General features: G+C 66.4%; 11 protein-coding genes. 8 read left to right on the forward strand and 3 right to left on the reverse strand.

The window, feature by feature from the left end; genetic code table 11:
• Positions 1-3 precede the first annotated feature (3 nt).
• The 6 genes from clpX to thrS all read left to right on the forward strand — a co-directional run bounded on the left by clpX (position 4) and on the right by thrS (position 8,019).
• Positions 4-1,398, forward strand: a complete 1,395-nt coding sequence (clpX, locus tag FX134_RS00780) for an ATP-dependent Clp protease ATP-binding subunit ClpX (RefSeq protein ID WP_080797084.1) — start codon at positions 4-6, stop codon at positions 1,396-1,398.
• 181 nt (positions 1,399-1,579) lie between these two features.
• Positions 1,580-4,246: a valine--tRNA ligase gene (locus FX134_RS00785; RefSeq protein WP_080797085.1), complete on the forward strand. Its 2,667-nt coding sequence runs from the start codon at positions 1,580-1,582 to the stop codon at positions 4,244-4,246.
• A 305-nt stretch (positions 4,247-4,551) separates the two neighbouring features.
• Entirely contained in the window at positions 4,552-4,926 is a 375-nt protein-coding gene (locus FX134_RS00790; RefSeq protein WP_080797086.1) for a type II toxin-antitoxin system RelE/ParE family toxin, read from the forward strand.
• Positions 4,923-5,234, forward strand: coding sequence for a helix-turn-helix domain-containing protein (locus tag FX134_RS00795; protein WP_080797087.1), 312 nt, complete (start codon positions 4,923-4,925; stop codon positions 5,232-5,234). Before FX134_RS00790 ends, FX134_RS00795 begins: the two co-directional genes overlap by 4 nt.
• Positions 5,235-5,460: 226 nt before the next feature.
• Positions 5,461-5,997: a zinc ribbon domain-containing protein gene (locus FX134_RS00800; protein ID WP_080797088.1), complete on the forward strand. Its 537-nt coding sequence runs from the start codon at positions 5,461-5,463 to the stop codon at positions 5,995-5,997.
• A gap of 108 nt (positions 5,998-6,105) precedes the next feature.
• The gene (gene thrS, locus FX134_RS00805; RefSeq protein ID WP_080797089.1) at positions 6,106-8,019 is read left to right on the forward strand and encodes a threonine--tRNA ligase; all 1,914 of its coding nucleotides are present in this window, start codon (positions 6,106-6,108) and stop codon (positions 8,017-8,019) included.
• Positions 8,020-8,238: 219 nt separating this feature from the next.
• Here thrS and FX134_RS00810 read toward each other — a convergent pair whose 3' ends face one another.
• Positions 8,239-9,651, reverse strand: a complete 1,413-nt coding sequence (locus FX134_RS00810) for an RNA-binding domain-containing protein (protein ID WP_172623322.1) — start codon at positions 9,649-9,651, stop codon at positions 8,239-8,241.
• Between the two features lie 277 nt (positions 9,652-9,928).
• Between FX134_RS00810 and FX134_RS14505 the strand changes: the two genes are divergently transcribed.
• Positions 9,929-10,333, forward strand: coding sequence for a hypothetical protein (locus tag FX134_RS14505; RefSeq protein WP_172623323.1), 405 nt, complete (start codon positions 9,929-9,931; stop codon positions 10,331-10,333).
• On the opposite strand, the gene FX134_RS00820 is transcribed toward FX134_RS14505, so the two are convergent.
• Complete coding sequence (locus FX134_RS00820; protein WP_232050798.1) at positions 10,312-11,118, reverse strand: hypothetical protein; 807 nt, start codon at positions 11,116-11,118, stop codon at positions 10,312-10,314. The genes FX134_RS14505 and FX134_RS00820 overlap by 22 nt on opposite strands.
• A 159-nt stretch (positions 11,119-11,277) precedes the next feature.
• Between FX134_RS00820 and FX134_RS00825 the strand changes: the two genes are divergently transcribed.
• On the forward strand, positions 11,278-11,868 hold the full coding sequence (locus tag FX134_RS00825; protein ID WP_080797091.1) for a response regulator transcription factor: 591 nt from the start codon (positions 11,278-11,280) through the stop codon (positions 11,866-11,868).
• Here the strand turns inward: FX134_RS00825 and FX134_RS00830 are convergent.
• Positions 11,865-13,517: a cation:proton antiporter gene (locus FX134_RS00830; protein WP_080797092.1), complete on the reverse strand. Its 1,653-nt coding sequence runs from the start codon at positions 13,515-13,517 to the stop codon at positions 11,865-11,867. The genes FX134_RS00825 and FX134_RS00830 overlap by 4 nt on opposite strands.
• Positions 13,518-13,657: the final 140 nt, after the last annotated feature.

A 13,657-nucleotide genomic window follows, 5' to 3' on the forward strand; every position in this document is an offset into this window, starting at 1 on the left:
TACATGAACGACAGACGCGACGACGAATTCGAAGGCCGGGGCAGCGAGGATATAACGTGCGCCTTCTGCGGGAAGCATCCGCACCAGGTGGCGGCCATGATCTCGGGGCCCAACGGCATCTACATCTGCGACGAGTGCATCTCGGTGTGCGCCGACGCCATGATGCGCGACCTGGGGCTCAACGTCCCCGCGTTCGACGCCGCCGCGGCGCTCGAGCAGCAGCCGTCGCGCGCTGAGACGGGACGCCATGCGCGGGTCGGCGAGGAGGCGCACGTCGCCTCGGTCGCCGATCCGTCGCCCGCCGACCTGCTGACCGACCTGCCCACGCCCCACGAGCTGTACGCCGAGCTCTCCGAGCACGTGGTGGGGCAGGAGGACGCCAAGAAGGCGCTCTCCGTAGCCGTGTACAACCACTACAAGCGCATCAGCCTGGGCGCGGATGCCGAGGACGGCGACGTGGAGCTGGCCAAGAGCAACATCATGCTTCTGGGCCCCACGGGATCGGGCAAGACGCTCCTGGCCCAGACGCTCGCGCGCACGCTGCAGGTGCCGTTCGCCATCGCGGACGCCACCACGCTCACCGAGGCGGGCTACGTGGGCGAGGACGTGGAGAACATCCTCTTGAAGCTCATGACGGCGGCGGACTTCGACATCCCGCGCGCCGAGATCGGCATCATCTACATCGACGAGATCGACAAGGTGGCCCGCAAGGCCGAGAACCTGTCCATCACGCGCGATGTTTCGGGCGAGGGCGTGCAGCAGGCGCTCCTGAAGATCGTGGAGGGCACCGAGGCCAGCGTGCCGCCGCAGGGCGGGCGCAAACACCCCCAGCAGGAGCTCATCCACATCGACACCACGAACATCCTGTTCATCCTGGGCGGCGCGTTCGTGGGCCTGGCCGACATCATCGCCGCGCGCGTGGGCAAGAGCGGCCTCGGGTTCAACTCCGAGCTTCCCGAGTCCAAGAAGCACGCCGAGGCGGAGCTTTTGGCCAAGGTGCTGCCGGAGGACCTGAACAAGTACGGCATGATCCCCGAGTTCGTGGGCCGCATCCCCGTGGTCACGTCGCTGTCGGAGCTGTCGGAGGAAGACCTCGTGCGCATCCTCACCGAGCCGAAGAACGCGCTGGTGAAGCAGTACACGAAGATGTTCGACTTCGAGGACTCGGAGCTCACGTTCGAGCCCGACGCGCTCACGGCCATCGCGCATGAGGCCGTGGAGCACGGAACGGGCGCGCGCGGCCTGCGTTCCATCTGCGAGCGCGTGCTGCAGGACGTCATGTACGACCTGCCCGAACACGACGGGCCGTCTGCGGTGACCGTGCGGGCGAGCGACATCACGGGAGAGACGAAGCCGGAGATAACGCCGGTAGCGAAGAGCGTGGAGAAGAGCGCGTAGGATAAGGTTGTCATCCTGAGCGAGCGGAGCTTTACAGGTTGTCATCCTGAGCGAGCGCAGCGAGTCGAAGGATCCCGTGCGGTGCCAACCGGAAACGTCACGGCTGGCGCCAAGCGGGATCCTTCGACTTCGGCCTTGCGGCCTTCGCTCAGGATGACATGAGGCGGGAGAGAGCGAACCTATGGCAGAGAAGAAGATCGACTACGACTTCCAGGCGCACGAGCGCCCGCTGTTCGACGCGTGGCGCGACGGCGGCTACTTCCAGCGCGGAGAGGGCTTCGGCGCCAAGAAGGCCCAGCCCTACACCATCGTCATCCCGCCGCCGAACATCACGGGCGTGCTGCACATGGGCCACGCCTTAAACGACACCATCCAGGATACGTGCATCCGCCGCGCGCGCATGCAGGGCCGTCCTGCGCGCTGGATCCTCGGCACCGACCACGCCGGCATCTCCACGCAGACCAAGGTGGACAAGAAGCTGGCCGACCAGGGCATATCCCGCTTGGAGATAGGCCGCGAGGCGTTCATCGAGGCGTGCTATGACTGGTACAAGGAGTACGGCACCACCATCGTGAACCAGATCAAGGGCATGGGCTGCAGTTGCGACTACGCCGACGAGCACTTCACCCTGGAGCCGGCGTATGTGAAGGCCGTGCGGAAGCTCTTCGTGCAGTGGTACCACGACGACCTCATCTACAAGGGCAAGCGCATCGTGAACTGGTGCCCGCACTGCACCACGTCCATCTCCGACGACGAGGCCGAGTATGTGGACGAGGCGGGGCATCTGTGGTACCTGCGCTACCCCTTGACCGAGCCGGTGGACGGCCTGGAGTATCTGGTGGTGGCCACCACGCGTCCCGAGACGATGCTCGGCGACACGGGCGTGGCGGTGAACCCGAAGGACGAGCGATTCGCGCACCTGGTGGGCAAGACGGTGACGCTGCCGCTCGTGGGCCGCGAGATCCCCATCTTCGCCGACTGGCATGTGGACAGGGAGTTCGGCACCGGCTGCGTGAAGACCACGCCCGCGCACGACCCGAACGACTGGGCCATGGGCGAGCGGAACGGCCTTGAGCGCATCAACATCTTCGACGAGACGGCGCACGTGGTGGACGGCTACGGGAAGTTTTCCGGCATGGACCGCGACGAGGCCCGCGAGGCCGTGGTGGCCGCGTTCGACGAGCTGGGGTTGCTCGACCACGTGGAGGACCACGACCACTCGGTCATGACGTGCTACCGCTGCCACACGAAGCTGGAGCCCTGGGAGTCCGAGCAGTGGTTCGTGGCCGTGGACGGCCTGAAGAAGGACGCCGCGCGCGTGGTGGAGGACGGCAGCATCCAGTTCCATCCCGAGCGCTGGCGCCAGGTGTACCTGGACTGGCTGGAGAACCTGAAAGACTGGTGCATCTCGCGCCAGCTGTGGTGGGGGCACCGCATCCCCATGTTCTACTGCGACGCGTGCGGCTGGGAGGACGCCAGCGTGGAGGACATCGACGTGTGCCCCGTGTGCGGCGCGCCGGTGCGCCAGGACGAGGACGTGCTGGACACGTGGTTCTCGTCGCAGCTGTGGCCCTTCGCCACGATGGGCTGGACCGAAGAGGGCATGGACGCGCCCGAGATGCGCGACTGCTATCCCACGCAGGTGCTGTCCACCGCGCGCGACATCATGGGGCTCTGGGTGGCGCGCATGGTGATGGCGTCGATGTACTGCACGGGGAAGATCCCGTTCGAGCACGTCATCATACATCCCACGGTGATGGCGGCCGACGGCAAGCCCATGTCGAAGAGCCGCGGCAACGGCGTGGACCCGCTGCGCCTCATGCAGGACTACGGCGCCGACGGCATGCGCTTCGGCCTCTTGATGCAGGTAACGGGCGCGCAAGACATGCGCTTCAACGAGGCGAAGCTGGAAAGCTCGCGCAACTTCGCGAACAAGATACGCAACGCGGCGCGCTTCGTGATGATGAACCTCGACGGCTACGAGCCGGGCGCGCCTGCGCCCACCACGCCGGTGGACCGCTGGATCTTCTCGCGGCTGGCGGGGCTGGTGGCGCGCCTCGATGCCGCGTTCGACGGCTTCGAGTTCGGCGAGGCCACGCGCGAGCTGTACGCGTTTTTCTGGAACGAGTTCTGCGACTGGTACATCGAGTTCTCGAAGGCGCGCCTGGGGGCCGGCGCCGACCCAGCCGACCGTGCGGCGTGCCAGCGAAACCTCGTGTTCGTGCTCGACCAGGCGCTGCGGCTGCTGCACCCCATCATGCCGTTCGTGACCGAGGAGATCTACCAGGAGCTTCCGGTGGATCGCAGCGTTGCCCCGTACCTCATCGGGGCCGCGTGGCCGGACGCGCAGGAGCTCGCGAAGTACGTGGATGTGGACGCCGAGCGCGCCATCCAGATGGTGACGGAAACGGTGTCGGCCATTCGCAGCACGCGCGCCCGCTACGGCATCTCGCCGAAGACGGAGCTGGCCGTGGCCGTGAAGGCGGGGGAGGCCGACGTGGCGCTCCTGGAGGCGCAGCGCGGGCTCATCGAGGGCATGGGCAACACATCCTCGCTGGCCATCGCCGCCGATGCCCAGAAGCCGGCCGAGTCCAGCGTGTCGCTCGCGCCGGGGCTCGAGGTGTACATCGTGCTGTCCGGCCTCGTGGACTTCGATGCCGAGCGCGAGCGCTTGGCCAAGGAGCAGGCGAAACTGGCGACGGACGCCGCCAAGCTCGACAAGAAGCTCTCCAACCCGGGCTTCTTGGCCAAGGCCGCGCCCGAGATCGTGGAGAAGGACCGCGCCAAGCACGCCGAGCTCGCCGACAAACTGGCCCGCGTGGAAGCGCAGCTTGCCGAGCTGGGGTAGGCAAGCCCCGACAATCTCCCGTCCTGTCAAGGCCGCCCTGGCGCACCGCGCGCCGGGGCGGCCTTTTCGCGCATGTGACCTGGGGCGCTGGATTCGCGCTGGATTCGCGCTGGATTCGCGCTGGATTTCCGCTTGACCCGTGCTGGAAATCCGCTTGATCCGCGCTTGATTCGCGCTTGGAACGCGCCAGATTCGAGCGATGATCCGCTGGACGCACGCCATGGCCGTGCAAGATCGCGTTGCTAGGATGTTCGGAGGCCTTCATCGGGGGCTACTGGACAGAATAGAACGTGTGAGGTATATTCATGGGCGAATGGGAAGTCAACTTGAACTTGATCCAGCCATGGCTCGAGGGATTGGACAGCGACGCGGCTGCGCATGTCAAGCGGACGTTGGCGGTGCTGAGGAGGGAGGGTCCGAGTCTCGGTAGGCCGCTTGTGGACTCGGTGAGCGGGTCGGCGTTCGGGAACATGAAGGAGCTCAGACCCCCTTCTCCTGGAAGAAGCGAGATAAGGATACTCTTCGCGTTCGATCCGAACCGAAGGGCTGTGATGCTCCTTGCCGGCGATAAATCATCCGGCGGAACGCGTGAACGGTGGAATCGGTGGTATGCTCGGGCGATCCCGAGAGCCGATAGGCTGTTTAGACGATACCTGAAAGAGCTGGAGGAGGCGGAATGAAAAGCCTTACTATCGAAGAGTATTTTGCGACGCGTGACGACATTACCCCTGAAATGGAGGAACGAGCCCGCCTTGCCGTCGAGGCGAAGATCAAAGGGTACGAGCTGCAGCAGGCGCGCAAGGCATGCCATATGACGCAGAAGGAGGTGGCCGCCAGGATGGGTGTGAGCCAGAAGCGCATCTCCGACCTGGAGAAAGGCGACGTCGATATTCTGCAGGTAGACACCCTGCGCCGCTACATCGCAAGCCTCGGCGGCAAGCTCGAAGTGAACGCCGTCCTTCCCGACCGCACCATCTGCATCGTGTGACGCCTTCAGCTCGGCCTCGATCTCAGCCTCAACCATCAACCACAGCTTGAACCCCAGCTTGAGGAAATTGCCTGAACGAGCGCGCGGCTTGCAGCATCTTTGCTATAATGACTGATCGCGTGCACGTAGCAAGGTTCACCTGCGGGCACGTCGGCGGCTCCGGGGGCTGTCCCGAGCGGACTGCGGCGCCGCCAGCGCTGAGCTGACACAAGAAAACGAGGTTGATATGACTGATCTGCTGTCCCAGCTGTGGACGCCCGAGCTGCAGGCCGCCTTCACCGTGGTCGTGGTGCTGCTCGTCATCCTGTACGTGCTTTCCATCGTCTGGGTGGTCCGCGACGCGTACCTGCGCGGCTCCTTCTGGTACGTGTGGGCCATCGTCGCGCTCATCCCGCTGCTCGGCGTGATCGCATACTGCCTGCTCCGCCCGCCGCTGCTGCAGATCGACCGCGACGAGCAGGAGCTCGAGATCGCCCTCAAGCAACGCGAGCTCATGAAGTACGGCGAATGCGCCAACTGCGGCTATCCGGTGGAGGCCGACTTCGTGCTGTGCCCGAACTGCCATCAGCGCTTGAAGAACCTCTGCGGCACCTGCAACCACGCGCTCGATCCCACCTGGACCGTGTGCCCCTACTGCGCCACGCCCGTGGCCGGCGGCCCCCGCGCGACGCGCCGCAACGCCCGAACGTCCCAGCCGCACCAGGCGGCATCCCAGCAGAGGCAGGCACGGCCCGCTCAGCTCGAGCAGGGCAACGTGCAGTAACCCATCCCGCGTTCATCGGGGCCGCCTCGCTTGGTTGTGGGGCGGCCCCGTTGTTTTAACCGATCGTGCAGGCGCTTTGTGCGCGCCCGGCACGGGAAAGGAACCACTATGAACATCGTACTCCCCGACGGCTCGAACAAGGAGCTCGCCGACGGCGCCACCGTCGTCGACGTGGCAGCCTCCATCGGCGCGGGCCTCGCGAAGGCCGCGCTCGCCGGCATCGTGAACGGCCAGGCCGTCGACCTTACCGCCCCCGTGGCCGAGGGCGATTCCGTGGCCATCGTCACCGCGAAGAGCCCCGAGGGCCTGGAGCTTCTGCGCCATTCCACCGCCCACGTCATGGCCGCCGCGCTCGTGGACCTCTACGGCGACGTGCAGTTCGGCGTCGGCCCCGCCATCGAGGACGGCTTCTACTACGACGTGAAGCTCGACCGCGCGCTCTCGCCGGAGGACTTCGCCGCCATCGAGGCCCGCATGGCCGAGATCGTGAAGGCCGACGAGGCCTTCGAGCGCCGCGTGGTCACCCGCGCCGAGGCCGAGGAGATCTTTGCGAGCCAGCCGTTCAAGCTGGAGCTCATCGCCGAGCTCCCCGAGGACGCGACCATCACCACCTATACCATCGGCAAGTTCACCGACCTGTGCCGAGGTCCCCACCTGCCCTCCACCGGCAAGCTGGGCGCCTTCAAACTCACGAAGCTCGCCGGCGCGTACTGGCGCGGCGACGCGGAACGCGAGATGCTCACCCGCATCTACGGCACTGCCTTCTTCAAGCAGAAGGAGCTGGACGAGCATCTGCACAACCTGGCCGAGGCCGAGAAGCGCGACCACCGCAAGCTCGGCCGCGAGCTGGGCATCTACATGATGGATCCCATGGCGGGCGTCGGCCTGCCCATGTATTTGCCGAAGGGCGCGCGCGTCATCCGCACCCTGCAGGAGTGGCTGCGCCGCGACCTCTACGAGCGCGGCTACGAGGAGGTCATCACCCCGCACATCTACAACGCGGATGTGTGGAAGACCTCGGGCCACTACGGCTTCTACAAGGAGAACATGTACTTCTTCGAGATCAACGAGGGAGACGACGAGAACCCGCGCATGAGCGAGTACGGCGTGAAGCCCATGAACTGCCCGGGCCACGTCATGCTGTACAAGAACGAGCTGCACTCCTACCGCGACCTGCCGCTGCGCTACTTCGAGTTCGGCACGGTGTACCGCCACGAGATGTCGGGCGTGGTGCACGGGCTTCTGCGCGCCCGCGGCTTCACGCAGGACGACGCGCACGTGTTCTGCACGAAGGACCAGGTGGTCGACGAGGTGGTGGCCATCCTCGATCTCGTGGACCACATCATGTCCACCTTCGGCTTCGCCTACGAGGCCGAGATATCCACGCGCCCAGAGAAGTCCATCGGCACCGACGAGATGTGGGACCACGCCACCGAGTCGCTGAAGCAGGCGTGCGAGCGCCACGGTCTGTCTTACGAGATCAACGAGGGCGACGGCGCGTTCTACGGCCCGAAGATCGACATCAAGGTGAAGGACGCCATCGGCCGCACCTGGCAGTGCTCCACTGTGCAGGTCGACTTCAACATGCCTGAGCGCTTCGAGCTGACCTACCGCACCGAAGACAACACCGAGGAGCGCCCCTGGATGCTCCATCGCGCCATCTTCGGCTCCATCGAGCGGTTCCTCGGCATCCTGATCGAGCACTACGCCGGCGCGCTGCCGCTGTGGCTCGCCCCCGTGCAGGTGGCCGTGCTGCCGCTGGCCGACCGCCACACGCAAGCCGCAACCGAGCTCGCGCGCAAGGTGAAGGACGCGGGCGGTCGCGTGGAGGTGTATGACCAGAACGAGCCCATGCGCGTGAAGATCGCGAAGGCGCAGAGCCAGAAGATCCCGTACATGGTGGTGCTGGGCGACAAGGAGATCGAGAACGGCACCGTGAGCGTGCGCGACCGCCACGAGGGCGACCTCGGCGCCTGGCCGGTCGACCAGCTCCTCGAGAAGATCCGCGAGGCCGCGCTGTAGGATAGAGGTGTCGCGGCAGCGCCGCTCTTTGAGGAGGACCCTTCGACTACGCTCAGGATGACAACCTGCGTGCCTGAGCGGAGCGCGTAGCGCTTTCCCCTTGTCATCCTGAGCGGAGCGCGTAGCGCGAAGTCGAAGGATCCCGCGCGGCGCCAGCAGTAAACGGCAAAAGCCCCGGCAATCGCGTCGGGGCTTTTTCATGCTTCTATTCGGCGGCCGTCATGCCGGTCGGTACACCGTCCCGCGTGCGCGTCCATGCTTGACGACGAGCCTTTGCGCGATGAGGTCGCTGAGCGCTCCGAGCACCGCGTCCCGGGTAGCGCCGAGCTCGATCTCCGCATCCGCTCTCGTGATCTCGCCTTTTTTCCGTACGAGGTCGAGGATGGCTTGCTTGAGGTCGCGGCTCGCGGGTGAGAGCGCGGCTGCCTCCTCGGGGAGCGCCTCCGCCGCGCCCGCCTCGTGCATGTTCGGCAGAACGGTCACGAAGGAGTTGGGCAGCGTGCGGAACTCCGGCTGTCGTGCGCATTCTGCGTACAGCCCCCGTATGCTGCGGATGCCCATCCCATATCCTTCGACGAGCGAAAGGCGGTACAGCGTGGCGGCGAGGCGCGGGTTGCGCGTCGCGGACACGCCTGCGAGGATGTCCTCGCGGGTCACGCCGCGCACGAGGCCCCCGATTGACACGAACTCGATGCGGTCGGGGAACACGTTGACGATGACGGAGGAATCGAAGTCGTACGAGCGATGCACGAGGCAGTTCAGCAGCGCCTCGCGAATGGCTTTCGGCGGGTAGTCTCGCATGTCGATGCGCTTGGCACCTTCGAAGCGCGATCTCAGCCGGTTGACAATATCGAGGAACTCAAGCGTCTTGTTCAGTTGGTCGAACAGAGACCCGCCGAACTCTTTACGGCTTTGCAGATCGATGCCCAAGCCGTCGTTGAACACGGCGCATTTCACTGAGAACGGGCTCTGGTCGGAAAAGAGCAGCGCGAGGTTGGTGAAGTAACCATCTCTGTTCGTGAATCCCAATGAGCGCTTGTTCTCCTCACCGAACGCGATCCCGCCCGCTGCGAACTCGCGTTGCGCAGCGGCGAAGGCGAGCTGCTGGTCGACGGCGCGGCGGCACTCGTAGGAATCGCCGTCGCTCTCCCTGATCATGTCGCGTATCAGGTCGGGGCTCGCATGCGTGTTCGCAGTTCCGGTCCTGATCAACACCCCGGCGGGCACGAACCCTTTCTGTGCCACGCAGTACGGCTTTCTATCGCCTTCCTCGACGGTCACTTCGACGATGGGCTTGCCGTCCATTTCGATGGCTCGCATCGAGACAAAAGCCCTGATTTCCGGGCAGATGCTGTCCGCCATGATGTTGCTAATGTTCAGCATGGCGGCATCGGGGTCTTCCACGCCGACGACCGTGCCGTCGTCTTCGACGCCCACGAGTATCCGCCCGCCCTTCGTATTGGCGAACGCGACGATCTCGCGACAGAAGCCCTTGGTGACGGTTCGCTTGAATTCGAGCATCTCGGATTCGTTCATGGCGTTCTTCCTTTCTATCGACGTTAGAATACCGCAAATCGACGATAAATGGAAGAATCGTCGATAAATCGTCGATAATCGACGATTCGACCTCACTTCCTTCTTTCGCTGCGCTCGGGTTGGCGGCGATGGTTCGTGGAAACGCATCGAGTGACGGTTCTGCGCAGGATTTCGTTGCATTTCCAACGCAAGAGGGGAGGTGCGATCTCTTTGAAAAACGGCGAACTGGGCAAACGCAGCCTTCCCTGTCGGCTGCAAGGGAAAATCGTGCGCAGAACCGTCACTCGATTCATTTTCGGCCTGAAACGGTCGCAGTGCGGGGGAGCGGTGGTATCCTGAGACGAACGATGATCGATGAGGCGAAGGAGCGCGTATGGCGTGGGGGTTGTGGGCGATGACGGCGGGCGCGGCGCTTCTGGGGGCGACGCTCGCCGTCGCGGGCGTGCAGCTTGCGCGCGGGAAGTGGAAGCACGTGCTCGCGGGCGCGTCGCAGCTGTCCAAGCGCGAGCTCGATGGCGCGGTGGAGCCGCAGACGGCGCGGGCGCTTGGCGTGCTGCTGGCGCTCCTCGGCATCGGCGTCGGCCTGATCATCGGGTTCCAGACGTGGGCCTCCTACAAGCCCGAGGACGACGGCACGCTCTTGATCGTGGGCATCGCCCTCGTCCTCGTGGACCTGTTCGTCGTCTGGGCCGTCCGCGCCGCGCGCCAGGAGGTCGAGTACAATTCGCTCATGGAGGAGCGCGAACCGCGAGCGGATCAGCCCAGCCAGAGGCGGTAGATGGTGGGCGGGTCGTAGTCGGCGACGGCCAGGCAGAACCGCGCCGGGTCGATGTCGTCGTAGGCTGACCGGTCGCGAAACGAGTTCGCATACACGAGGAACGGCACAGTCCAGCTGCGCGTCTCGCCGGGCTTGAGCACGTTCCAGCCGTCGGGAAGCGTAAAGGTCGTGAAACCATCCTGCGGCTCGCCGTACAGCTCATCGGTCAGGTACTTGTCGACGAAAATGCCGCTGCCCAGCTTGTCGGAGGCGCCTTCGAAGTCCTCGCTCCATAGCTGGAAGGTGGGGATGCGCGCGGGCTCGTCGCCCGGGTTCGTCACCGTGAGCTCCGCGAGGAACGCCTTCCTCTCCGCATCGCCGAACGCAACGGCCGCCTCGCCGTAATGCGGATACCATTCGGCGAACGCGTCTTCGGTCACCGTCCTCAGGCCGACGACGGAAACGCCGAGCGTCGGCAAATCGTAGCGCCAGCTGTCGGCGCCCATGTTGTTCGCGCGCTCCTCGGCGCTCCACGAGGCAATCTCTTCCTCGCTATAGGCGAAGCCCTTTCCCCCGGTGAGCCCCTCCAGGCGAATCTCCTCGCCGACGCGCACGTCGACGATGCTCTCCGCGTCGTAGCGGCTGGCGGAGCTCGCCTGACCTCGGCCGACCTCCGTGTCCACCACATGCTCCCTCGGCTCGCCGGGGAGGAACTGGAGCGCGAACCACGCGAGCGCGCAAGCGGCGATCGCGATGCAGGCGCCTCCGGCGAAGGCGCGGGCCGTGCGATTCCTCGTCGCGTTCATGGAAGCCTCCTTTCTTCGGGGCGGATTCCCTGCGTCCACCGTAGCCCTCCGCGCTTCCAAGCGGCAATGATGAAGTTTTTCATCACCCCGCGCCGCCCCGCTTCTCGCCGCGGAGCGCTATCATGCAGGCTATCACACGAAGAAGGGAAGGAGCGGGCGATGGTGCCATGGTCGACGGTGGCGGTGCTTCTGGCGGCGTGCGCCGCGTTCGGCGCGTTCTGCGCGGCGGTTGCGCGGGCGTTCTTCCGCTCGCGGGCCGACGGGACGGCGTACCGCATGGCGGGCGTGCGGGCGGCGTGCTTCCTCGCGATCGTCGTGGGCTGCCTCATGGCGCGCGACGCGTGGGGCGTCGAGGCGGCGGCCGCGCTCGCTGTGTGCCTGTGCGCCGCGTCCTTCCCGCTGTGCCTCGCCCTCGAGCGCCGTTGGCGCACCCGCGGCATGGCCGCCGCCGTCGCTTATCTGCAGCTGCACCGCCCGCCGCAGAAGGAGGCTCCGGCGGGCTGGGACTCCGCGCTCGACTCCGCCTGCGCGCGCCTGGCGCGCTCCTTCGACCTCACGCGCCGCGAGGAGGACGTGCTGCGCCTGCTCGTGGAGGGCCGCACCTTCTCCCAGGCCGCCGACGAGCTGGTGGTGTCCCTCAACACGGTGAAGAGCCACGTGCGCCGCATCTACGCCAAGATGGGCGTCGCCGGCAAGCAGGATCTCCTCGACACGGTGTCCGCCGCCGAGCGGGACGGCCGCGCAGGCTAGCGCCGCGCCGCCGCAGGGTCGTCGGGGTCGTCCTCGAACATCCCGCGCACGTCCTCCTCGTCGATGCCCATGCGCTCGGCTGCGCGGCCCATCTCGGCCATGCGGCGGCGGTACTCGCGCACGACGCGCTCGGCCATGCGCCGGCGGCGCTCCTCGCGGCGCTGCTGAGCCTGGGCCAGCAGCGGGCCGTCGCCGTCCGGGTCGGCGTCGGGGGCCAGCTGGCGGCGCGCCAGCTCCTGCGCGGCCAGGTCGAGCGCCTCGTCGACGGCCCGCTTGCGCGCCGAGTGCCGCTGCAGCAGCGCGGCGCGGTCCTGCCAGTCCAGGTCGTCGAAGCTGCGTCCCTCGCGCCGCGCCGCCAGCCGCTCGAGCGCCTCCTTGCGGGCGAGCATGCGCTCGAACTCCCAGTGCTCGCGCAGGATGGCGCCGATGTCGCGCGGGTTGCGGGCGATCTCGCGTGCGGCCTCGAGGGGCTTCGCGTCGGCCACGCGGTAGGTGAGCGTGCCCAGAAGCGGCATGAGGAACACGGTGACCGCGCCGGCCGCCACCAGCACGCTCGCCGTCTCCTGCGGCATGGCGTTCGCGCTCACGGCCACCGACGTCACGGCCACGATGATGGGCAGCGCCGTGGTGCAGTACAGCGCCACGGTCAGGCGGTTGTGCGTGGAGATGTCGCGCGTGTCCTTGCCGGTGGTGAGCGCCGCGAAGATGGGCACCGCGCGGATGATCAGCAGAAGCACGATGAATCCCGCGAGCATGGCCGGCTGCGCGAACACGGCCATAAGGTCGATCTTCGCGCCGGACACCGTGAAGAACACGGGGATGAGGAAGCCGTAGGCCACGCCGTCCAGCTTGTGCTCGAGCGCGTGGTCGCCCTCCGGCACGATGTAGCGCAGCACGAAGCCCGCGGCGAACGCGCCCAGCACGATGTCGAGGTTGAACACGGCCGACACGGCCACGAGCCCCACCAGAAGCACCACGACGCAGCGCATCATGGTCTGCGAGGTGCCCTCCGCGTTCTCGGTGAGGAAGCGGAACAGCCGGTGACCCGCTTTCTTCGCCTTCGCGGGAACGATGGCCGCCACGACGCACAGCGCCACGAACGCGGCGAGGATGAGGACGGTCTGCCATTCCGCGCGCGTGGAAAGCAGCAGCGCCATGGCCAGCACCGGGCAGAGCTCGCCCCACGTGCCGTACGCCAGGATGGACTCGCCCACCTGCGTGCCCATGAGCTCGCGCTCCTTCATGATGGGCATGAGCGTGCCGAGCGCCGTGGTGGTGAGCGCGATAGCCACGGCTACGGCCTCCAGCTCGTTGGTCCTCATGAGCCCGGCCGCAATCACGACCCCGAACGCCAGCACGATGGACACGGCCCAGGTGGCGAGCCCCCGCTTGCCCTGGCTGCCCGTGAGGCTCTTCGGGTTGATCTCGTAGCCCGCGAGCAGGAACAGAAACGCCAGGCCCAGGTCGGACAGGAGCCCCACCGAGTCGGTGAGCTCTACGACGCCGAGCAGGTTGGGCCCGAGCACCGCGCCGGCGATGAGCAGGAACACCGTCTCGGGCACGAGCTTGTTGGGGATGAGCCTGGCGACGATGGGGCTCGCCGCCGCAGCGAGCGCGATGATGGCGAGCGAAACGAGGTCGACGGTCATGGAGGGCCTTTCGGGCGCGCGGATTTCTCTCAAGCGAACCGTGCCATTGTACACCTTGCCTCCCGGGCGGCCCCGCGTGCCCGAGCTCCTTCCCGCCGTTTCCAGGATTTGCTACAATCCCAACCATGAGCGTTTACCTC

It is taken from the genome of Arabiibacter massiliensis, assembly GCF_902386925.1.
GTDB classification, from domain to species: domain Bacteria; phylum Actinomycetota; class Coriobacteriia; order Coriobacteriales; family Eggerthellaceae; genus Arabiibacter; species Arabiibacter massiliensis.

What these genes read in the sequence shown, in the direction of transcription:
- clpX (WP_080797084.1), top strand. Translation starts at nt 4, where the DNA reads ATGAACGACAGACGCGACGACGAATTCGAAGGCCGGGGCAGCGAGGAT.
- FX134_RS00785 (WP_080797085.1), top strand. Translation starts at nt 1,580, where the DNA reads ATGGCAGAGAAGAAGATCGACTACGACTTCCAGGCGCACGAGCGCCCG.
- FX134_RS00790 (WP_080797086.1), top strand. Translation starts at nt 4,552, where the DNA reads ATGGGCGAATGGGAAGTCAACTTGAACTTGATCCAGCCATGGCTCGAG.
- FX134_RS00795 (WP_080797087.1), top strand. Translation starts at nt 4,923, where the DNA reads ATGAAAAGCCTTACTATCGAAGAGTATTTTGCGACGCGTGACGACATT.
- FX134_RS00800 (WP_080797088.1), top strand. Translation starts at nt 5,461, where the DNA reads ATGACTGATCTGCTGTCCCAGCTGTGGACGCCCGAGCTGCAGGCCGCC.
- thrS (WP_080797089.1), top strand. Translation starts at nt 6,106, where the DNA reads ATGAACATCGTACTCCCCGACGGCTCGAACAAGGAGCTCGCCGACGGC.
- FX134_RS14505 (WP_172623323.1), top strand. Translation starts at nt 9,929, where the DNA reads ATGGCGTGGGGGTTGTGGGCGATGACGGCGGGCGCGGCGCTTCTGGGG.
- FX134_RS00820 (WP_232050798.1), bottom strand. Translation starts at nt 11,118, where the DNA reads ATGAACGCGACGAGGAATCGCACGGCCCGCGCCTTCGCCGGAGGCGCC.
- FX134_RS00825 (WP_080797091.1), top strand. Translation starts at nt 11,278, where the DNA reads ATGGTGCCATGGTCGACGGTGGCGGTGCTTCTGGCGGCGTGCGCCGCG.
- FX134_RS00830 (WP_080797092.1), bottom strand. Translation starts at nt 13,517, where the DNA reads ATGACCGTCGACCTCGTTTCGCTCGCCATCATCGCGCTCGCTGCGGCG.